Source organism: Pseudomonas sp. 05N431 (assembly GCF_056397005.1).
In genome coordinates this window covers 463238-483591 of record NZ_JBFTMN010000002.1, presented here as the reverse complement: position 1 = coordinate 483591, position 20354 = coordinate 463238, and the positions used below count along the sequence as shown (strand labels likewise).

Sequence of the window (20354 nt, the reverse complement as noted above, 5' to 3'; positions counted from 1 at the left end):
ATTCCTCACGAGGTGATTGCGACGGGCTGCACGCTGGCCGCCAACAGACGCTTGATTTCCGGGATACAGGAGCCGCATTGCGTGCCGCAACCGAGTTGTTGTTTCAGACCCTGCAAATCCAGGCCGCTGCGAATACCGGCACACACCGCGCCTTCGCTGACGTTCTTGCAGTTGCACAGGGTTTTGTTGGCGCTGACGGATGCACCTGCACTGCCGGGTGGCGTGCTCAACGGTGCCAAGAGCCAGCGCCGCAGTTGTTCGTCGGCGCGGCCTTCCAGCCAGAGGTTTTGCAGCCAGTGTTGGGCAAGGGTTTCACCGGCCAGACGAATGGCGGTAATCCGGCCCTGTTCGATGCGCACGCGTTTGCCAATGGCGCGCCGTGGATCGTCGTAAGCCAGGACCGGGCCATCGTTGAGTCCCAGTTGTTGATCGATGTCATGCAGCCGTTGCGGGTCGGGTGCCTGGGCGCTGGCAGCGCGTATCAGCAGCGCTGGGCGTTCACGGCCGGCCAGGCTGAGGCTGACGTAGGCAAAGCCCTCACAGAGTGGTCGCAAGGTCTCGAAATGCTGCTGAACATCGCCCTCAACCAGTGCGAACAAATGCCATGGCAGCTTTACCGGTTCGATACGCACGCCGCTGTGCTTGAGTTCAGGTTGTTTCGACAGAGGATCGAACGCCGGTTGTGTGAGCGTATTGACGCCACCCTTGAGGAAACGGTCTCCCCAGTGCATCGGCAGAAACGCCTGGCCCGGGCGCACGCTGTCATCACCGCCGACCGCAACGATCAGGCTGCCTCGACGGCTTTTGAGGCTGACCAGATCACCGTTTTGCAGCCGATACCGACGCAGTTCATCAGGATGCAGGCTCAACAGGGCTTCGCTGACATGCCCGAACAATTGCGCAGCCGTGCCGGTGCGGCTCATGCCATGCCATTGATCGCGCAGGCGCCCGGTGATCAGGGTCAGCGGAAAGCGTGCGTCACGTTGCTCCTTGGCGGCGCGATAAGGGTCGGCGACAAACTGTGCGCGGCCACTCTGGGTAGGAAAAATTCCGTCCGCATAAAGCCGTGGCGTTCCGCTCAAGGCGCCGTCCGGGAACGGCCATTGCTGCGGGCCGAGGCGGTCGAGCAGTGCATGACTGATCCCGCAGAGGTCCAGATCGCGTCCGCGTGTCAGTTGTTTGTATTCATCGAAGATCTGCGCCGGTTGCTCGAAAGCAAACAGGCTGGGCTGTGCTGGACGCAGGCGCTGTTCCAGACGCTGTGCGAAATCCACAGTGATCGCCCAGTCCGGGCGCGCTTCACCCGGTGCGCTGATGGCGCGGCGAACGTGGGAAATCCGCCGTTCGGAGTTGGTCACCGTGCCTTCCTTCTCACCCCAACTGGCGGCCGGCAGCAGCAGGTCGGCGAAGGGCGCGGTTTCGGTGGTACGAAAGGCTTCTTGCAGCACCACAAACGGGCAAGCCTGCAACGCCGCACGCACGGTTTGCTGATCCGGCAACGACTGCGCCGGGTTGGTGCAGGCGATCCACAATGCTTTGATCTTGCCGCTCTGGACCTGTTCGAACAGTTCGATGGCGGTTAGCCCGGTGGTGTCAGGTAGTTTCTCGACGCCCCAGTACGCCGCCACTTCGGCGCGATGCTCAGCATTGGCCGCTTCGCGATGGCCAGGCAGCAAGTTCGACAAACTGCCGGTTTCGCGCCCGCCCATGGCATTCGGCTGACCGGTAAGCGAGAAGGGGCCCGCACCTGGGCGGCCGATTTGCCCGGTGGCCAGGTGCAGGTTGATCAGTGCACTGTTTTTTGCGCTGCCGGCAGTGGATTGATTCAGGCCCATGCACCACAGCGAGAGAAAACTGGTTGAGGTGCCGACCCACTCGGCGCATTGCTGCAGCTGTTCAACGCTGATCCCGCAGAGTTGCGCGACCATTTGCGGGGTGTAATCGCGCACCAGGTTTTTCAGCTCGGCCAAGCCTTCGGTGTGCGCCTTGATGAACTCGCGGTCGACCCAGTCTTCCCACAGCAGCAGATGCAATATCCCATGGAACAGCGCGACATCGGTGCCGGGCAGAATGGCCAGGTGCAGGTCGGCGAGGTCGCAAGTGTCCGTACGCCTGGGGTCGATGACGATGACTTTCATCTGTGGTCGGCGGGATTTGGCTTCTTCCAGTCGGCGAAACAGCACCGGATGGGCGTAGGCCATGTTGCTGCCGACAATCATCACGCAATCGCTCAGTTCAAGGTCTTCATAGCTGCACGGCGGGGCGTCGGCGCCCAGGCTGCGCTTGTAGCCGACCACCGCCGACGACATGCAGAGTCGCGAATTGCTGTCGATGTTGTTGGTGCCGACCAGCGCCCGGGCCAACTTGTTGAAAGCGTAATAATCTTCGGTCAGCAGTTGCCCGGAGATATAGAACGCCACGCTGTCCGGGCCGTGCTCGGCGATCGTGTCGGCGAACACGCTGGCGGCGTGATCGAGAGCGGTGTCCCAATCGGTACGGCTGCGGGCCATACCTTTGCCGAGGCGCAGTTCCGGGTACAGCGCCCGCGCTGCACGGTCGCCGGTGAGGTGCAGGGTCGAGCCTTTGCTGCACAGCTTGCCGAAGTTGGCCGGGTGCGTCGGGTCGCCGCTGACGCCGAGGATCTGCTCGCCGTCATGCTCGATCAGTACGCCGCAGCCCACCCCGCAATAACAGCAGGTCGAGGCGGTCGTCTGGCGGCTCATCAGCCTGCTTCCCGCAGAGCCAGCATGACCCGACCGTTCTCCACCCGTGCCGGATGGTGATGAGCGCAGCCGACATCAGGTGCCAGGGCCTGACCGGACTCCAGGTCGATCTGCCAGTTGTGCAACGGGCAAGCGACGCGTTTGCCGTAGATCAGTCCCTGGGACAGTGGTCCGCCCTTGTGTGGGCAGCGGTCGTCGAGCGCGAAAACTTCGTCGTCGCTGGTGCGGAAAATCGCGATGTCACCTTTGGGGCCGCTGATGATGCGCGAGCCCAGGGCGTTGATTTCTTCGAGTGCGCAGATATCCAGCCAGTTCATGCCGACACCTCCAGGTTTTTCACGGGGATCACATCGAACTCCTTCTTCAGCAATGGCTGCTCAAGGCGTTCTTTCCATGGGTCCTGCTCGAACGACAGGGAGAATTGCAGCCGGTCGTTAAGCGCTTTGCGGCGCTCCGGGTCTTCCAGCACGGCTTTCTTGATGTGTTCCATGCCGACCCGTTGCAGGTAGTGCACGGTGCGCTCTAGGTAGAAGGCTTCTTCGCGATACAGCTGCAGGAACGCGCCGTTGTACTCGCGCACCTCTTCAGCGGTTTTCAGTTTGACGAAGAATTCCGCGACCTCGGTTTTGATCCCGCCGTTGCCGCCGATGTACATCTCCCAACCCGAGTCGACGCCGATGATTCCGACGTCCTTGATCCCGGCTTCCGAGCAGTTGCGCGGGCAACCAGAGACCGCCAGCTTGACCTTGTGCGGCGACCACATGTTGAACAGGTCATGCTCCAGTTCGATGCCCAGTTGCGTGGAGTTTTGCGTACCGAAGCGGCAGAACTCGCTGCCGACGCAGGTTTTTACCGTGCGGATCGATTTGCCGTAGGCATGGCCGGACGGCATGTCGAGGTCCTTCCAGACGCCGGGAAGATCCTGCTTCTTGATCCCCAGCAAGTCGATGCGCTGGCCGCCCGTGACCTTGACCATGGGCACGTTGTACTTGTCGGCGACATCGGCAATGCGCCGCAGCTCCGAAGGATTGGTCACACCGCCCCACATCCGAGGGACTACAGAGTACGTGCCGTCTTTCTGAATGTTGGCGTGGGCCCGTTCGTTGATCAGCCGTGATTGCGGATCGTCCTTGGCCTCGCCTGGCCAGGTGGAAATCAGGTAGTAGTTGAGCGCCGGGCGGCAGGTGGCGCAGCCATTCGGGGTGCGCCAGTTCAGGTAGCTCATGGTCCCGGCGATGGTCAGCAGATGCTCTTCGCGGATTGCCTGGCGGATCTGTCCGTGGTTGAGGTCGCTGCAACCGCAGATGGCTTTTTCGCTTTTCGGTTTGACGTCCGCCGCACCGCCGACGGTGTTGATCAGGATCTGTTCCACCAATCCGGCGCAGGAGCCGCAGGAGCTGGCCGCTTTGGTGTGTTTCTTGACTTCGTCGACGCTGAACAGCCCGTGTTCCTGAATCGCCTTGACGATGGTGCCCTTGCAGACGCCATTGCAACCGCAGACTTCGGCGTTGTCAGCCATGCTCATGGCTTTGTCCTGGCCTTGATGGCCTACATCGCCCAGAGCGTTTTCGCCGAACATCAGGTGATCGCGGATTTCGCCGATGGCGTGGTTCTCACGAATCTGCCGGAAATACCAGCCGCCATCCGCGGTGTCGCCGTACAGACAGGCACCGACCAGCACGTCATCCTTGATCACCAGTTTTTTATAGACCCCGCCGATCGGGTCGGAGAGGGTGATGGTTTCGGTGCCTTCGCCGCCCATGAAGTCACCGGCGGAGAACAGGTCGATGCCGGTGACTTTCAATTTGGTCGAGGTCACCGAGCCCGAATAGCGGGCAAACCCCAGTTGCGCCAGGTGGTTGGCGCAGACCTTGGCCTGCTCGAACAACGGCGCTACCAGGCCGTAGGCGATGCCACGGTGGCTGGCGCATTCGCCGATCGCGTAGATGCGCGGGTCATAGGTTTGCAGGGTGTCGTTGACCAGAATCCCGCGGTTGCACGGGATGCCGGATTTTTCCGCGAGTTCGGTATTGGGACGAATGCCGGCGGCCATCACCACCAGGTCAGCGGGAATGATGTCGCCGTTCTTGAACTGCACCGAGCCGACCCGGCCATTACCGGCGTCGTGCAGGGCCTGGGTCTGTTCGCACAGGCGAAAGTGCAAGCCGCGTCCTTCCAGTGCGGTTTGCAGCAACTGGCCGCTGGTTTTGTCCAGTTGCCGCTCCAGCAACCACTCGCCGAGGTGCACCACGGTCACGTGCATGCCGCGCAGCATCAGCCCATTGGCGGCTTCAAGGCCCAGCAGGCCGCCGCCGATGACTACTGCGTGTTTGTGGGTCTTGGCGGTGTCGATCATGGCCTGGGTGTCGGCGATGTCGCGGTAGCCGATGACGCCTTCCAGGGTATTGCCTGGGATCGGCAGGATGAATGGCGTCGAGCCGGTGGCGATCAGCAGTCGGTCGTATTCGGCTTCGCTGCCGTCTTCGGCGATGACCCGGCGTTTGACCCGGTCGATTTCCACCACCTTGCGGTTGAGCAGCAGCTTGATGTTGTTTTCCAGGTACCAATCAAGATCGTTAAGCACGATCTCTTCAAAGGTCTGCTCACCCGCCAGCACCGGCGAAAGAAGAATGCGGTTGTAGTTGGTATGGGGCTCGGCACCGAAGACCGTGATGTCATACAGCTCGCTGCTCAGCTTGAGCAATTCTTCCAGGGTGCGAACCCCGGCCATGCCATTGCCGATCATCACCAGTTTTAGTTTTTTCATCAGGTTCTCCGGGGAGCTCAGGCTTGCCTCATCAGGGCGGTCAGGCTGGCTCGACAAATTTTGCGCAAACAAAAAAAGGCGTCCCGCTAGTTTCCTAGCGAGGACGCCTTTGTCCTGGTCCCGTTCTCTCGGGAAGCACGCCCTTCGTCGTTGAAGGCCGGGCTTTATGTCTGTTGAAAAAGGTAATGCAGTGGTCGTGCCAAATCGGGGGAGGGCGCGGTTTTGTTGGGATTTGCTTCGTTATTCAGTATCTGGATTGGTCTTTTTGCACCGAATCAAAGCGCGTTGCCCGTTAATGGAGCGTATGGGCGATAGATTCGAGGGGGCTATAAGTCCGCTTTCGCGAGCAAGCTCGCTCCCACATTTGATCAACGTCGTATGCAGATGCTGTGTTCGCTGAAGATCTCTTGTGGGAGCGAGCTTGCTCGCGAAAGGCGCGACTGGATCTCAGCCATGAAATACCAGATACAACAGCACCAGATTGATCAGCAGCGACACCAGCGCCAAGGTCCGCCAGACCTTCAACGGTTCACGTTCCAGCAACGGTCTTGGTCGCACACTCAAACTGCGCCGTTCACCTTGCTCCAGCGCCAGTAACCATTCCTCCGCCGTCTCATAACGTTGCGCCGGGTCGGCGCACACCGCACGTTCCAGGCTTTGTCCCAGCCAGTCGGGTAAATCCGGCCGATAACGATTGGCGTTGATTGGCAGGCCAAAGCGCGGACGTTGAAAGGCTTCGATTTCCCCGTAGGGATAATGCCCGGTGGCCAGGTAATAAAGCGTCACGCCAACCGCATACAGATCCTGTTGCGGTGTCGGTGGATTCCCGTTGAACGCTTCCGGGGCGATATAGCTCGGGGTGCCCGGCAGGGCGTTCGATTGGTCTTCGGATAAGCCGGTGCAGTACGCCAGGCCGAAATCCAGCAGCCGTAACTCACCGTCGTCAGCCAGCAGCAGGTTTTCCGGTTTGATGTCGCGATGGAAGATTTGCCTCCGGTGCAACATGCCCACCGCCCGCAGCAAACGTTCGGCCAGTTGCTGCCATTGGGGCAGTGGCAACGGACCGTTTTGCGCGAACAGCTCGGCCAGGGTCAGCCCCGGATACTCGCGCATCACGTAATAGAGGTGCTGACGTTGCGCCGCCGGGTGAACTTCCGGAAAGCTGCGACCGGCAACGCGCTTGAGAAACCACTCTTCAGAGAGCAGCGCCTGTGCGGTCGCGGTGTCGTTGTTCAACTGCAAAGGGAGTGTTTTCAGAAGCCAGGGCTGTTGCTGCCCATCCCGTACACGGTAAATCAGCGACTGCTGGCTCTGCCCGAGCAGCCTCTCGACATGCCAGCCCTCGAAGGCCTGACCGGGTTTGAGTGGCGGCGGTAATGGCCATTGCTGTAGTTGGATCAGCGTATCGCCGATGCTCGTTTCACCAAGGGTGTCGACCCGCACCAGCAGCGCGCTGGCGTTGTCCTGACTGCCGGCCAGGTGAGCGGCGTTGACCAGGGTTTGCGCTGCGCTGTCGAGGTCGGGTTGATCGCGCAGAATGGCGGCGATGGCGGTGTCGCCCAGCGTTGCCCAAACGCCGTCGCTCAGCAGGACGAAACTCTCGCCCGCACGCAATTCACCGTCGAGAAAATCCAGCACCAGATGTTGATCCAGCCCCAGTGCACGTTTGAGCACATGCTGCATGCCCGGTTGTTCCCAGACGTGGTCCTCAGTGATGCGCTGCAACTGATCGGCGTGCCAGCGATACACCCGACAATCGCCAACATGCGCCAAGGTGAAGCGACGACCGCGCAGCACCAGCGCGCTGACGGTGGTGAGCAATGGCTGGCCGCCGCCATTGGCCTGCAACCAGCGATTCTGTGCCAGCAGCAGGCGGTCCAGCGCTTGTGCCACAGCCCAGGTCTGCGGCGTGGCGTAGTAGTCGAGGGCCAGGGCCTGCAAGGTTGCCCTGGCTGCCAGCCCGCCATCGGCGCATTGACTGACACCGTCGGCGATGGCGAACAGAAATCCCTTGCTCGCCGCCAGTTCAGCGGCGGGCGTGACCAGGCGCAGGGCGTCCTGGTTTTCGTCCCGTGGGCCGATGGCGCTGGCCTCGGCGAAGCTCAATTGCAGGCTCATCGGTACATCATACCCGCGCGGCAGTCACAGCAGCCGAACCCCAGGTGGTTCTCCAGCGACGCTTGACCCCGTGCAGGCCAAACCAGGCCAGAACACCGAGGCTGGCGAACAACCACAAGGCCAACTGATAGCTGCCGGTGCTCTGTTTGATCGCGCCCATGCCCGCCGCGAGGGCGAAACCGCCGATGCCGCCCGCCATGCCGATCAACCCGGTCATCACGCCGATTTCGCGGCGAAAGCGTTGTGGCACCAGCTGGAACACCGCACCGTTACCCGCGCCAAGGCCGAGCATGGTGCAGACGAACAGTGCCAGTGCAGCGTAGGAGCTGGGCAGGTTGAAGCCCACGGCAGCAATGCAGGTCGCGGCCAGCGTGTACATCACCAGCAGGGTGCGAATGCCACCGAAACGATCCGCCAATGCGCCACCGAGTGGCCGCATCAAACTGCCGCCGAATACACAGGCTGCGGTGTAGTAGCCGGCGGTGACCGGGCTCAGGCCGTATTGGTCGTTGAAGTAGCCGGGCAGGGCGCTGGCCAGGCCGATGAAGCCGCCGAAGGTCACGCTGTAGAAAAACATGAACCACCAGCTGTCGCGGTCACCGAGGGCCTTGAAGTAGTCGCTCATGGATTTGGCTTTCGGCCGTTCAGGTGCGTTTTTCGCCAGCCAGGCGAAGATGATCAGCGTCAGGATCAGCGGGATCAGTGCGAAGCCAAAGACGTTGCTCCAGCCAAATGAAGCCGCCAGCATCGGGGCGATCAGCGCGGCGAACACCGTGCCCGAGTTGCCCGCGCCGGCGATGCCCATCGCCTTGCCCTGATGCTGTGGCGGATACCACTGCGAGGCCAGGGGCAGGGCGACTGCGAACGAGGCGCCGGCCATGCCGAGAAACAGGCCCAGCAGCAGCGCTTGTTCGTAGCTGTGGATGCCCAGCTTCCAGGCGCCGAACAGGGCGCAGATCACGATCACTTGACCGATCAGCCCGGCGGTTTTCGGCGACAGACGATCCGCCAGCAATCCCATCACGAAGCGCAAGAAGGCCCCGGCCAGAATCGGCGTGGCCACCACGAGCCCGCGTTGCTGGGTAGTCAGGTGCAAGTCGGCGGCGATTTGCACTGCCAGCGGACCCAGCAGGTACCAGACCATGAAGCTCAGGTCGAAATACAGAAAGGCCGAGAAGAGTGTCGGGGTATGGCCGGATTTCCAGAAGCTTGAATTCATCGCGCACCTCAGCTGTAAAGAGTCTCGAAGGGAGTCATGAGCTTTGCGGTGGCGCGCCGCGACGGCCGCACCACCGGCCCCGGGCTGTGGGGCCAAAACGAAAAAACGCCGCAACCCGCTGCACTTGCGCGAAAGGGGTATGCGACGTCTTTGTCGTAGGTGGGGCAACCGCCGTTGGCTACCTGTGCGGTTTACTTAGCGAGATCTGTGCCAACAGGCGAAACCGAGTTGCGGCCCATCGCGAGCAAGCTCGCTCCCACAGGGGAATTGCGTCGTTCACAAATCAACTGTGGGAGCGAGCTTGCTCGCGATGGGGCCCTTACAGGCGCCAGAAAGGGTCAGCCCAGCAACTCGCTCATGGCAATGATCTGCTCGGCCACCTGGATCAGCTTCTGCTGGCGGCTCATGGCCTGGCGGCGCATCAGGGTGTAGGCCTGCTCTTCATTGCAGTCCTTCATTTTCATCAGCAAGCCCTTGGCCAGTTCGATGCGCTTGCGCTCGGCCAGTTGCTGGTCGCGGGCCTGGAGTTGAGCACGCAGGGCCTGATCGCTTTCGAAACGTGCCATGGCCACGTCGAGGATCGGTTGCAGGCGTGCGGCATGAATGCCTTCGACGATGTAGGCGCTGACGCCGGACTTGATCGCCTGGCGCATGACATCCGGGTCGTGCTCGTCAGTGAACATCACGATCGGCCGCGGCTGGTCGCGGCTGACCAGCACCACTTGTTCCAATACATCGCGGCTCGGTGACTCGGTATCGATCAGGATTACGTCCGGACGCACCGTTTCGACGCGTGCGGGCAGGTCGATGGTCAAGCCCGACTCGTCGATTACCTCAAACCCGGCCTCAGTCAGTGCCGCTTTGAGGCGCCCAACTTTTTTCGCCGTGTCGTTGATCAGCAGGATACGCAACATATTTGCAGCCTCCTGTCAGCGGCGGGCGAGAAGAGCGGAGGTGTCGGCCATGGCGTGCAGCTTGAAACTGCGGGCATACGCCGCCGGGTCCGAGCCATTCCATATTTTACCGTCGATCAACTGGCTGCTGCGCATTTCCTGATTCTGGCCCGCGATCCCCAGCGCGCTGGCGGCATCGCGATAGACACCAAGTTGCTGGACCTGACGTGCCACCTGCAGATAGTCCGGGTCTTCGCGCAGCAAACCCCAGCGCCGGAATTGGGTCATGAACCACATTCCGTCGGAAAGGTACGGCACGTTGACCTCGCCGCCAGCGTGAAAGCGCAGCGCGTGAGGGTCCTGCCAGCGATTGCCCAGGCCGTCGGCATAATCGCCCAGCAAGCGTGGTTCGATGCAGTCGAGTGGTGCGTCCAGGTATTCGCTAGCGCTCAACAGTTGCGCGGTGCTGCGACGGTTTTCCGTGCTTTGTTCAATGAAGCGACTGGCCTCCAGGATCGCCATGACCAGCGCCCGTGCGGTGTTCGGGTATTGCTCGACGAAGGTACGGGTGCAGCCGAGGACCTTTTCCGGGTGGTCGGGCCAGATGGTCTGGCTTGTCGCCAGGGTGAAGCCGAGGTTCTGCTTCACCGCACTGGCGCTCCAGGGTTCGCCGACGCAGAAACCGTCGATCCGTCCAGCCTGCAAGTGCGCGACCATTTGAGGCGGTGGCACCACGACGCTGTCGACATCCTGCAACGGATGGATGCCCTGGCTCGCCAGCCAGTAATACAACCACATGGCGTGGGTGCCAGTGGGGAAGGTCTGGGCAAAGGTGAGTTTTGGGCGACTTTGGTGCACGTGACGGTGCAGCGCTTCAGGACCGGTCACGCCCAGTGCTTGCAGGCCATGAGAAAGGTTGATGCTCTGACCGTTCTGGTTCAGCCCCATCAGCACGGCCATGTCCGTCGCGGCGACGCCGCCGATGCCCAGATGCACCGCATAGATCAAACCATAGAGGCTGTGGGCGGCATCCAGTTCGCCGCTGACCAGTTTGTCCCGCAGGTTGGCCCACGACGATTGGCGCTTGAGGTTCAGGGTCAACCCGTAGGGTTGGGCGAAGCCCTGAGTCGCCGCAACCACCACGGATGCGCAGTCGCTCAGGGCCATGAAGCCAAGGTTGATCGCGGTATTTTCCGGGGCATCGCTGCCGTTGATCCAGGCCAGCGGTCCTGCTACAGGTTCAGTCATCACATAAGCACCTTGCATGAAAAAAGCGCCGTACCCAGGCCCCATGTGCAAACCAGGCCAGGTGACGACGCCGTTGTCCTTTCAAATCGTAACCTGGCACGCATCCCGCCATTGGCATGGGTGCAGATGTCAGTACCAGTGCAAGGCATATGCCACTGATGGCTGATTTCATCGTGCGCCTCGCTTGCGACCCCGATGCACGGCTATAATCGCCGCCTTATTTCGCCGCCAACCGAGTCAAGCCCGCCCATGTATACCCTGGCCCGCCAACTGCTGTTCAAACTCTCCCCGGAAACCTCCCACGATCTGTCCCTGGACCTGATCGGCGCAGGTGGGCGTTTGGGTCTCAATGGCTTGCTGTGCAAGGCGCCAGCGCAGTTGCCGGTGAATGTCATGGGCCTGGATTTTCCAAACCCGGTGGGTCTGGCGGCTGGTCTGGACAAGAACGGTGCGGCCATCGACGGGTTTGCGCAGTTGGGTTTCGGCTTCGTTGAAATCGGCACCATCACCCCGCGTCCGCAACCGGGCAATCCAAAGCCACGGATTTTCCGCTTGCCGCAAGCCGAGGCGATCATCAACCGCATGGGGTTCAACAACCTCGGCGTCGATCATCTGCTGGCACGCGTGGCGGCAGCCAAATACAAGGGCGTGCTGGGGATCAACATCGGCAAGAACTTCGACACGCCGGTTGAACGTGCGGTCGACGACTACCTGATCTGCCTGGACAAAGTCTACGCCCACGCCAGTTACGTGACAGTCAACGTCAGCTCGCCGAACACTCCGGGCCTGCGCAGCCTGCAGTTTGGTGACTCGCTCAAGCAACTGCTCGAAGCCTTGCGTCAGCGCCAGGAAGACCTGGCTCAGCGCCACGGCAAGCGTGTACCGCTGGCGATCAAGATCGCACCGGACATGACCGATGAAGAAACCGTTCAGGTGGCGCAAGCGCTGATCGACACCGGGATGGACGCGGTGATTGCGACCAACACCACCCTGAGCCGCGTAGGCGTCGAAGGCATGGAATACGGTGACGAGGCGGGCGGCTTGTCCGGCGCTCCGGTGCGCGACAAGAGCACTCACACGGTCAAGGTGCTGGCCGCCGAGCTGGCCGGGCGTTTGCCGATCATCGCGGTGGGCGGTATTACCGAAGGCAAGCACGCGGCTGAGAAAATCGCTGCGGGCGCCAGTCTGGTGCAGCTGTACTCTGGCTTCATTTACAAAGGCCCGGCGCTCATCCGTGAGTCGGTGGATGCTATCGCGGCCTTGCGCTAAACCCTGTGGGAGCGAGCTTGCTCGCGATGACGGACTTTCAGCCAACATCATTGTTGAGTGTTAAACCGCTATCGCGAGCAAGCTCGCTCCCACAGGTGTGTTTGCAGCTCAAGGTTGGGGTTTTGAAGGCATAAAAAAGGGCTCCTCGAAGGAGCCCTTGGGCCGAAGCCCGCCGTCCGGAGAGGACGTGCGTGGTTAAGTCGTTACATATTCAGATTTTCGTGTCGGAGTGTGTGCCCTGTTTTAGCCGACGGCGTGAAGTTCGTTGAGTCTATGGATTCCCGCAGTGCCGGTCATACCGTCCCAGTTGTCGCCGCGTCCTTCTCGCCAGCCGTTGATCCAGGCTTGGCGTACCGACGGTAGAGTAAAGGGGCAAAGCTCACGGGATTTTCCACCAACGCCATATTGATATCCGCGCAAAAATGCTCTTTCCAACGGATCACGCTTAAGTCTTCTCATAGGGTGTTTCCCTCACTTGTTGACTGTATTTGTCGCGTCGACCTCGATCGAGGTCAGGCAGAAAAATTTCTGCCGTTGGTGGCTCGCTGCCGGCGTCACGAGCCAAGGTGTTGACGCCGTTGCGACGTCAACCTGTATTGAGTTCTAACCAATGCGTCACATCGAGGGAATGATCGTTTTGTCATAAGGACGTAACGATAATGATGCTAAGGCCATAAGTAACACGATGTAATTCCCGTGTTCATTGACCAAAGCTCGCTATGATCGGCCTTTCACTGGATGATGAGGCTAATGGTTGAGTAAAAATGTCCACCCGTTGCACTCGGGTACTATTCGACGAAGGGTCGAGTTATGACATTTTGTTGCACAGAATTTTTTATCTGCCCGGGCATCTAAGCTCATTCAACCGGTTGGTTGGCTGTGCGGCCAGGGTCGGACGGCACACTTTCGTGCCACGCGAGCGCTCTTCAAGAAAAGCGCTTGATTGAAAACCGAGCGGTCAATGCGTTGTCCGTTCACTTATTGCTAAAGGCCCTGGAACTCCCATGTCGGATCGTTACGAACTCTTCCTCACTTGCCCCAAGGGCCTCGAAGGCCTGCTGATCGAGGAAGCCGTCGGGCTTGGCCTTGAGGAAGCGCGTGAGCACACGTCGGCTGTGCGCGGCATGGCCGACATGGAAACGGCTTATCGCCTGTGCCTGTGGTCGCGTCTGGCTAACCGGGTGCTGCTGGTGCTCAAGCGTTTCCCGATGAAGGATGCCGAAGACCTGTACCACGGCGTGCTGGATATCGAGTGGCAAGACCACATGCTCAATGACGGCACCCTGGCCGTCGAATTCAGCGGTCACGGCTCGGGCATCGACAACACGCACTTCGGCGCCCTGAAAGTGAAGGACGCCATCGTCGACAAACTGCGCACCCCGTCGGGCGAGCGTCCGTCCATCGACAAGCTCAACCCGGACCTGCGCATTCACCTGCGTCTGGACCGTGGCGAAGCAATCCTCTCCCTCGATTTGTCCGGTCACAGCCTGCACCAGCGCGGTTATCGCCTGCAGCAGGGTGCGGCGCCGCTGAAGGAAAACCTCGCCGCGGCGATTCTGATCCGTTCCGGCTGGCCGCGCATTGCGGCTGAAGGCGGCGCCCTGGCTGACCCGATGTGCGGTGTCGGTACGTTCCTCGTCGAAGCGGCGATGATCGCCGCCGACATGGCGCCGAACCTGCGTCGCGAGCAGTGGGGCTTCACCGCCTGGCTCGGTCACGTGCCGGCGCTGTGGAAAAAACTTCACGAAGAAGCCGTCGCCCGTGCTGCTGCCGGTCTGGCCAAGCCGCCGTTGTGGATTCGCGGTTACGAAGCCGACCCACGGCTGATTCAACCGGGCCGCAACAACGTCGAGCGCGCCGGCCTGAGCGAGTGGATCAAGATCTACCAGGGCGAAGTCGCGACCTTCGAGCCGCGTCCGGACCAGAACCAGAAAGGCCTGGTGATCTGCAACCCTCCATACGGCGAGCGTCTGGGCGACGAGGCGAGCTTGCTCTATCTCTACCAGAACCTCGGCGAGCGTCTGCGTCAGGCCTGCCTGAACTGGGAAGCGGCGGTGTTCACCGGCGCACCGGATCTGGGCAAGCGCATGGGTATTCGCAGCCACAAACAGTATTCGTTCTGGAACGGCGCCTTGCCGTGCAAATTGCTGCTGATCAAAGTACTGCCGGACCAGTTCGTCACAGGGGAGCGTCGTACCCCGGAGCAGCGTCAGGCCGAACGCGAGCAGGCGGCCTACGATCAGTCGCCGGCCGAGCCGCAAGAGCGTCAGTACAACAAGAACGGCAACCCGATCAAACCTGCACCGGCGCCGGCTCCCGTTGTTGAGCAGCCACGTCTGAGCGAAGGCGGGCAAATGTTTGCCAACCGCCTGCAAAAAAACCTCAAGGCGCTGGGCAAGTGGGTCAAGCGTGAAGGTGTTGACTGCTACCGTGTCTACGATGCCGACATGCCGGAATACTCCATGGCCATCGATCTGTATCACGACTGGGTCCACGTTCAGGAATATGCGGCGCCGAAGTCGATCGACCCGGAAAAGGCCTCGGCGCGGATGTTCGATGCGCTGGCAGCCATTCCACAAGCCTTGAACATCGACAAGAGCCGCGTGGTCGTCAAGCGTCGCGAGCGTCAGAGCGGCACCAAGCAGTACGAGCGCCAGAGCGCACAGGGCAAGTTCACCGAGGTGAACGAAGGCGGCGTGAAGTTGCTGGTCAATCTGACCGACTACCTCGACACCGGCCTGTTCCTGGATCACCGTCCAATGCGCCTGCGGATTCAGAAAGAGGCGGCCGGCAAGCGCTTCCTCAACCTGTATTGCTACACCGCAACCGCCAGCGTTCATGCAGCCAAGGGCGGCGCACGCAGCACCACCAGCGTCGACCTGTCGAAAACCTACCTCGATTGGGCGCGTCGCAACCTGTCGCTGAACGGTTTCTCCGACAAGAACCGTCTGGAGCAGGGCGACGTGATGGCCTGGCTGGAAGCCAACCGTGACGAGTTCGACATGATCTTTATCGATCCGCCGACCTTCTCCAACTCCAAGCGCATGGAAGGGATCTTCGACGTGCAGCGTGACCACGTACAGTTGCTGGACCTGGCCATGGCCCGTCTGGCGCCGGGTGGCGTGTTGTATTTCTCCAACAACTTTCGCAAGTTCCAGCTCGAAGAGAACCTCACGGCGCGCTATGCCGTCGAGGAGATCACCGCACAAACCATCGACCCGGACTTTGCCCGTAACGGCAAGATCCATCGCGCCTGGAAAATCATGGCGCGCTGAGGCCTGATTGGATCCACAGAGCCTTGATTTTTCGAGGTTCTGTGGTGTTTTTGCGCTGGCTAATCTAATGGCTAATAGCTATAACTTCACTCAAAGCCAAGGTGACGCCAAAGCACGCCGGCGTTTTGAGTTTCGCTTATGCCGTTGCACGCCGTACGACCCAAGATCCTGGGCTTGATCAGTGAAGATGTTTCGGCCTGGCTCATTGCGCTGCTGGTGTTGCTGGCCGGCGGCGTACTGACGGGGCTGCTCGCCTGGGCCAGCTTCAATGCGCAGCATCAGCAGATGGCACAGCGTTTCCAAATGCTGGTCAGCGAGCGCAAGAGCCGGATTGCCGAGCGTTTCGACGATCAGGAACAGCGCCTTGATAGCCTGCGGCGTTTCTTCGTCAACTCCGATTCGGTTTCCCGTGAAGAGTTCGACGGCTTTACCCAAGCACTGTTGCACAGAACTCAGGCCTACGCCTGGGCACCGCGGGTTGCCCGCAATGAACGTTCCGCGTTCGAGCAACGGGTGCGCGAGCAAGGTAAAGCAGGATTTGCCATCCGCGATCTGACACCTTCCGCCACGTTGCGACCTGCCGCCGAGCGCGATGAATACGCGCCGGTGTTGTACAGCCAGGCGCTAGGCTCAAAAGGCGCGCCGCTGGGTTTTGATTTGCTCTCGGAACCGACACGTCGGGTAACCCTGCAAAAGGCCCGCTCCCTCAACGCGATGGCGGTGTCCGAGCCCACGCTGCTGCTTGGTGTCGATCCTGAGTATGCCCGTGGCGTGCTGCTGGTCGAGCCGGTTTTGCGCGATACTGCAGCGTCCGCTCAAGACGCTGCGCCCCTGGGTTACGTGCTGGCAGTGATCAGCATGCGTCAGTTGGTGGCCGATGGTTTTCCGTTGCCCAGTCAGGACAACCTTGTGGTGCAGATTCGTGGTCGGGCGCAGGACGGTCAGGCGCAAGCACTTTACGAATCTACCAACCCGGTGGCGAACCAGCCGTTGCATTACAGCTCGATGTTGCGCCTGGGCGATCATGTCTACGATCTCGATATTCGCACCAGTACCGTGTTTGAACGTGCCACTCATTCGGCGGTTGCCAGCCTGATCGTAATGGGGGCGCTGTTGAGCGTGCTGCTCAGTGCCTTGCTCTACATTCTGGTCAGTCAACGGCAACGAGCGCTGGCACTGGTCGAGCAGCGCACCCGCGAGTTGCGCCTGCGAGAACAGGAGTTGAGCGGCGCTCATGGGCAATTACGCGGGGTGCTGGACGCGGCGACCCAAGTGGCAGTGATCGCCACCAACCTGCGTGGCGTGATCACCACCTTCAATGCCGGTGCCGAGCACATGCTCGGCTATCGCAGTGTCGATGTATTGGGGCATGCGACCCTGGAAAGCCTGCATCTGCCCGCTGAGCTGGAGGCACGGGCTGTGGAGCTCAGTCAGCGTTACTGCAAACCGGTGCCGAGCTGCCAGGCGATGCTGGTGGAAGGTGGCGAAGCGGGTGGGCATGAAGCGCGCGAATGGACCTTGGTGCGTCAGGATGGCAGCCATCTGACGGTGAACATGCTCGCCACCGCCATGCTTGATGAGCAGGGGCTGTGGGTCGGGAATCTGGCGATCTGCATCGACATTACGGAGCGCAAGCGCGTGCATGAAGCGTTGGCGGCGCGCGATTTGCTGCTCAAGAAACTCAGCGCTCATGTGCCGGGCGGCATTTATCAATTCAAGATGGCGGCAGACGGGCGCTTCAGTGTGATCTACGCCAGTGATGGCATTCGCGATATTTACGAAATCGACCCGGACGTGCTGCAACAGAACGCCGAGGCCATTTTCGAGCGGATCCATCCTCAGGATGCCGCTCGGGTGCGTGCCTCGATCCGGATCTCTTCGCTAAAGCTCAACCCGTGGCGCGAAGAGTACCGCGTGCAGTTGCCCGTCCGTGGCCTGCGTTGGGTACGCGGCGAGGCAACGCCGGAAGAACTGCCTGGTGGTGGGGTGTTGTGGCATGGCTACATTTCGGATATTTCCGACCTCAAACGGGTCGAGGAAGAGCTGCGCGCCTTGTCGGTGACCGACTCGCTGACCGGCATTCACAATCGACGCTATTTCCAGGAGCGGTTGACCATGGAAATGGCCCGCGTCGAGCGAGGTGTCGGGGACTTGGCGGTGATCATGCTGGATATCGATCACTTCAAGCGCATCAATGATGTGTATGGCCATGCGGCCGGCGATCGGGTGTTGCAGGCGATCTGTCAGCGCATCCGTCAGCGTTTGCGGCGCACCGATGTGTTCTGTCGCCTGGGTGGCGAGGAGTTCATGGTGCTGTGTCCGGACACCAACGGGCAGCATGCCCATGCGTTGGCCGTCGAGTTATGGCAGAGCTTGCGCAATACGCCGATCGACGACCTGGGCACGGTGACTGCCAGCTTTGGTATCGCCAGCTGGCGTTCCGGAGAGGGGGCTGATGCCCTGCTGCTGCGCGCTGACTCGGGGGTTTATGCGGCGAAGCAGGCCGGGCGGGATCGGGTTGAGATGGAACTGGTATAGGCTGGTGGGCTGTTGTGGGAGCGAGCTTGCTCGCTATGAACGATGACACGGTCATTCTGATGCACCGCGTTGCCCGCATCGCGAGCAAGCTAGCTCCCACACTGGAACTATTGCGTTTTATAGATCGGCTTAAAGCGCCGACTCGGCGGTTGCCAGTTTCGGTTGGCGGTACAGGTCCAGCAGCACCTGATCGAGCACCGTATGCGCACCAAAAGGTGCCGGATCGTTGAGGATCGCGACTACTGCCCAGGTGTTGCCGTTGCTGTCGCGGCTGAAACCGGCGATGGCGCGCACGGTGTTCAGGGTGCCGGTCTTGACGTGTGCTTCACCGCGCATTGCGGTGGTCTTGAGGCGTTTGCGCATGGTGCCGTCCATGCCGCTGATCGGCAGCGAACTGACGAACTCGGCCGAGTACGGGCTTCTCCAGGCAGCCTGCAGCATGCTCGCCATTTCACGGGCACTGACCCGTTCGGCACGCGACAGGCCCGAGCCGTTCTCCATCACCAGATGCGGCGCGGTGATGCCTTTCTTCGCCAGCCACTGACGCACTACGCGTTGTGCGGCTTTTGCATCGTCAGCATCGGCGTCGGTGCGGTATTTCGCGCCCAGACTGAGGAACAGCTGCTGAGCCATGGTGTTGTTACTGTATTTGTTGATATCGCGGATGATTTCCGCCAGGTCCGGCGAGAACGCCCGGGCCAGTACCTTGGCATCCTTCGGTACGGCGGCCAGACGATCCTTGCCCTGGATGCTGCCACCCAGTTCCTGCCAGATCGCCCGCACGGCGCCAGCGGTATAGGTTGCATGGTCGAGCAGCGAAAGGTAAGTCTGCGAGCTGCAACCGTCGGCCAACTGGCCTGCAACGGTCACGCTCACGCTGCCGTCGGCCTGGGTCACCGGGTTGTAGCGTACGCCCCCGGAACACTGTTTACCGCTGAGCGCTTTGACCTGGTTGTCGATGCGAATGCTGGCGATCGGCGGTTCGACCGACACCAGCACCTTGCCCGAATCGTTGCGAGCTACGAAGCGCAGGGCCTTGAGGTTGACCATCAACGCGTCGGGTTTGACCAGGAACGGCTTGTTTTCGTCTTTGCCGTCGTCATTGAACTCCGGCAATTGCGGCTGGACGAAGAAGCTGCGGTCCAGCACCAGGTCACCGGTGACTTGCTGCACGCCATTGGCCCGCAGGTCACGCATCAGCAACCAGAGTTTTTCCATGTTCAGCTTTGGATCGCCGCCACCCTTGAGGTACAGGTTGCCGTGCAGGATGCCGCCATTGAGGGTGCCGTCGGTGTAGAACTCGGTTTTCCACTGGTGGTTCGGGCCAAGCATTTCCAGCGCGGCGTAGGTGGTGACCAGTTTCATGGTCGAGGCCGGATTGACCGAAACGTCAGCGTTGAAGACCGTCGGTGTACCCGGGCCGTTGAGCGGAATCATCACCAGCGACAGGGCGCTGTCCTGCAACTTGCTGGCTTTGAGTGCTTTTTCAACGCTGGGTGGCAGGGTTGTGTTGACTGGGGCAGCGGAAACAGGGAAGGCCAGCGGCACAAGCAGGCTGGCGAGAAGCAATGGACGCAAAGATTTGATCATCTGAAATAAAACCCTACAGCCGAGGGGGGGAAAGATGAGGGCATGAGAATAAATTCCCTCGGTGGTCGTGAAAGTGTCGGCATTATGCCCCAAGGAGTAGCGGCTTGTGCCGTACGCAGAGGGCCGAATCCGCTATTTTTTTACCGGCGGTAGGCGCAAGCCGCCAGAGAATCGGGCAAACAACGGCTTAAACTGCTAAAGTGCCGCCCGTTATTACTTTTGAGGATTGTTCCAATGGCGACTAACCGTTCCCAGCGTCTGCGCAAAAAACTGTGCGTCGATGAATTTCAAGAGCTGGGTTTCGAACTGAACCTGGATTTCAAAGAAGATCTGGCTGATGAGGCTGTTGACGCTTTCCTCGACGCGTTTCTGAAAGAAGCCATGGAAGCTAACGGCCTCGGCTACGTTGGCGGCGACGACTACGGTCTGGTTTGCCTGCAAAAACGTGGCTCGGTCAGCGCAGAACAACGCGCCGCCGTTGAAGCCTGGCTGAAAGCCCGCACCGAGCTGACCAGCGTAGAAGTCAGCCCGTTGCTGGACGTCTGGTACCCGGAAAAGCCGATCAATCCGGTAGCCTGATGTTCTGAACCAGCGACCCGTTCGGGTCGCTGGTTTGCTGTCCTTGTACAGCGTTTCGTTTTCCCCCTTTATTGAATGATGCCTCGGGGCTGTTTCCCGGGATTTTGTGTGTCTGTCAGAAAGCTATCGCGAGCA

13 protein-coding genes are annotated in these 20354 nt (G+C 60.7%); 4 read left to right on the top strand and 9 right to left on the bottom strand.

Annotated features, from left to right (window positions below):
* Positions 1 to 5: 5 nt before the first annotated feature.
* The 7 genes from AC1DIG_RS05240 to AC1DIG_RS05210 all read right to left on the bottom strand — a co-directional run bounded on the left by AC1DIG_RS05240 (position 6) and on the right by AC1DIG_RS05210 (position 10968).
* The gene (locus AC1DIG_RS05240; RefSeq protein WP_477766422.1) at positions 6 to 2723 is read right to left on the bottom strand and encodes a nitrate reductase; all 2718 of its coding nucleotides are present in this window, start codon (positions 2721 to 2723) and stop codon (positions 6 to 8) included.
* Positions 2723 to 3040 carry a nitrite reductase small subunit NirD gene (gene nirD / locus AC1DIG_RS05235; protein WP_019689480.1) on the bottom strand — a complete coding sequence of 106 codons (318 nt, stop codon included), beginning with the start codon at positions 3038 to 3040 and terminating at the stop codon, positions 2723 to 2725. Before nirD ends, AC1DIG_RS05240 begins: the two co-directional genes overlap by 1 nt.
* Positions 3037 to 5490, bottom strand: coding sequence for a nitrite reductase large subunit NirB (gene nirB / locus AC1DIG_RS05230; RefSeq protein ID WP_477766421.1), 2454 nt, complete (start codon positions 5488 to 5490; stop codon positions 3037 to 3039). Before nirB ends, nirD begins: the two co-directional genes overlap by 4 nt.
* A 447-nt stretch (positions 5491 to 5937) precedes the next feature.
* The gene (locus AC1DIG_RS05225) at positions 5938 to 7608 is read right to left on the bottom strand and encodes a bifunctional protein-serine/threonine kinase/phosphatase (RefSeq protein ID WP_477766420.1); all 1671 of its coding nucleotides are present in this window, start codon (positions 7606 to 7608) and stop codon (positions 5938 to 5940) included.
* Positions 7609 to 7615: 7 nt separating this feature from the next.
* Positions 7616 to 8827: a nitrate/nitrite transporter gene (locus AC1DIG_RS05220; protein ID WP_477766419.1), complete on the bottom strand. Its 1212-nt coding sequence runs from the start codon at positions 8825 to 8827 to the stop codon at positions 7616 to 7618.
* Between the two features lie 338 nt (positions 8828 to 9165).
* On the bottom strand, positions 9166 to 9741 hold the full coding sequence (locus AC1DIG_RS05215) for an ANTAR domain-containing response regulator (protein ID WP_145015334.1): 576 nt from the start codon (positions 9739 to 9741) through the stop codon (positions 9166 to 9168).
* A 15-nt stretch (positions 9742 to 9756) separates the two neighbouring features.
* A complete protein-coding gene (locus tag AC1DIG_RS05210; RefSeq protein WP_477766418.1) occupies positions 9757 to 10968 on the bottom strand; it encodes a CmpA/NrtA family ABC transporter substrate-binding protein in 1212 nt (403 codons plus the stop codon).
* Positions 10969 to 11217: 249 nt separating this feature from the next.
* Here AC1DIG_RS05210 and AC1DIG_RS05205 point away from each other — a divergent pair, with 249 nt between their 5' ends.
* Positions 11218 to 12237 carry a quinone-dependent dihydroorotate dehydrogenase gene (locus AC1DIG_RS05205; protein WP_054593241.1) on the top strand — a complete coding sequence of 340 codons (1020 nt, stop codon included), beginning with the start codon at positions 11218 to 11220 and terminating at the stop codon, positions 12235 to 12237.
* 243 nt (positions 12238 to 12480) lie between these two features.
* Here AC1DIG_RS05205 and rmf read toward each other — a convergent pair whose 3' ends face one another.
* Positions 12481 to 12696, bottom strand: coding sequence for a ribosome modulation factor (gene rmf / locus AC1DIG_RS05200; protein WP_003223300.1), 216 nt, complete (start codon positions 12694 to 12696; stop codon positions 12481 to 12483).
* 545 nt (positions 12697 to 13241) lie between these two features.
* Here rmf and rlmKL point away from each other — a divergent pair.
* Both rlmKL and AC1DIG_RS05190 read left to right on the top strand, forming a co-directional pair.
* Positions 13242 to 15512, top strand: coding sequence for a bifunctional 23S rRNA (guanine(2069)-N(7))-methyltransferase RlmK/23S rRNA (guanine(2445)-N(2))-methyltransferase RlmL (rlmKL, locus tag AC1DIG_RS05195; RefSeq protein ID WP_477766417.1), 2271 nt, complete (start codon positions 13242 to 13244; stop codon positions 15510 to 15512).
* Between the two features lie 138 nt (positions 15513 to 15650).
* Entirely contained in the window at positions 15651 to 18050 is a 2400-nt protein-coding gene (locus AC1DIG_RS05190; RefSeq protein ID WP_477766416.1) for a sensor domain-containing diguanylate cyclase, read from the top strand.
* Between the two features lie 129 nt (positions 18051 to 18179).
* Here AC1DIG_RS05190 and dacB read toward each other — a convergent pair whose 3' ends face one another.
* A complete protein-coding gene (gene dacB, locus AC1DIG_RS05185; protein WP_477766415.1) occupies positions 18180 to 19640 on the bottom strand; it encodes a D-alanyl-D-alanine carboxypeptidase/D-alanyl-D-alanine endopeptidase in 1461 nt (486 codons plus the stop codon).
* A gap of 234 nt (positions 19641 to 19874) precedes the next feature.
* Here dacB and AC1DIG_RS05180 point away from each other — a divergent pair, with 234 nt between their 5' ends.
* Positions 19875 to 20219 carry a YggL family protein gene (locus tag AC1DIG_RS05180; RefSeq protein WP_054593237.1) on the top strand — a complete coding sequence of 115 codons (345 nt, stop codon included), beginning with the start codon at positions 19875 to 19877 and terminating at the stop codon, positions 20217 to 20219.
* Positions 20220 to 20354: the final 135 nt, after the last annotated feature.

Excerpts from the sequence above, each read along its gene's own strand:
- AC1DIG_RS05240 (WP_477766422.1), bottom strand. The coding sequence starts at position 2,723 with ATGAGCCGCCAGACGACCGCCTCGACCTGCTGTTATTGCGGGGTGGGC.
- nirD (WP_019689480.1), bottom strand. The coding sequence starts at position 3,040 with ATGAACTGGCTGGATATCTGCGCACTCGAAGAAATCAACGCCCTGGGC.
- nirB (WP_477766421.1), bottom strand. The coding sequence starts at position 5,490 with ATGAAAAAACTAAAACTGGTGATGATCGGCAATGGCATGGCCGGGGTT.
- AC1DIG_RS05225 (WP_477766420.1), bottom strand. The coding sequence starts at position 7,608 with ATGAGCCTGCAATTGAGCTTCGCCGAGGCCAGCGCCATCGGCCCACGG.
- AC1DIG_RS05220 (WP_477766419.1), bottom strand. The coding sequence starts at position 8,827 with ATGAATTCAAGCTTCTGGAAATCCGGCCATACCCCGACACTCTTCTCG.
- AC1DIG_RS05215 (WP_145015334.1), bottom strand. The coding sequence starts at position 9,741 with ATGTTGCGTATCCTGCTGATCAACGACACGGCGAAAAAAGTTGGGCGC.
- AC1DIG_RS05210 (WP_477766418.1), bottom strand. The coding sequence starts at position 10,968 with ATGACTGAACCTGTAGCAGGACCGCTGGCCTGGATCAACGGCAGCGAT.
- AC1DIG_RS05205 (WP_054593241.1), top strand. The coding sequence starts at position 11,218 with ATGTATACCCTGGCCCGCCAACTGCTGTTCAAACTCTCCCCGGAAACC.
- rmf (WP_003223300.1), bottom strand. The coding sequence starts at position 12,696 with ATGAGAAGACTTAAGCGTGATCCGTTGGAAAGAGCATTTTTGCGCGGA.
- rlmKL (WP_477766417.1), top strand. The coding sequence starts at position 13,242 with ATGTCGGATCGTTACGAACTCTTCCTCACTTGCCCCAAGGGCCTCGAA.
- AC1DIG_RS05190 (WP_477766416.1), top strand. The coding sequence starts at position 15,651 with ATGCCGTTGCACGCCGTACGACCCAAGATCCTGGGCTTGATCAGTGAA.
- dacB (WP_477766415.1), bottom strand. The coding sequence starts at position 19,640 with ATGATCAAATCTTTGCGTCCATTGCTTCTCGCCAGCCTGCTTGTGCCG.
- AC1DIG_RS05180 (WP_054593237.1), top strand. The coding sequence starts at position 19,875 with ATGGCGACTAACCGTTCCCAGCGTCTGCGCAAAAAACTGTGCGTCGAT.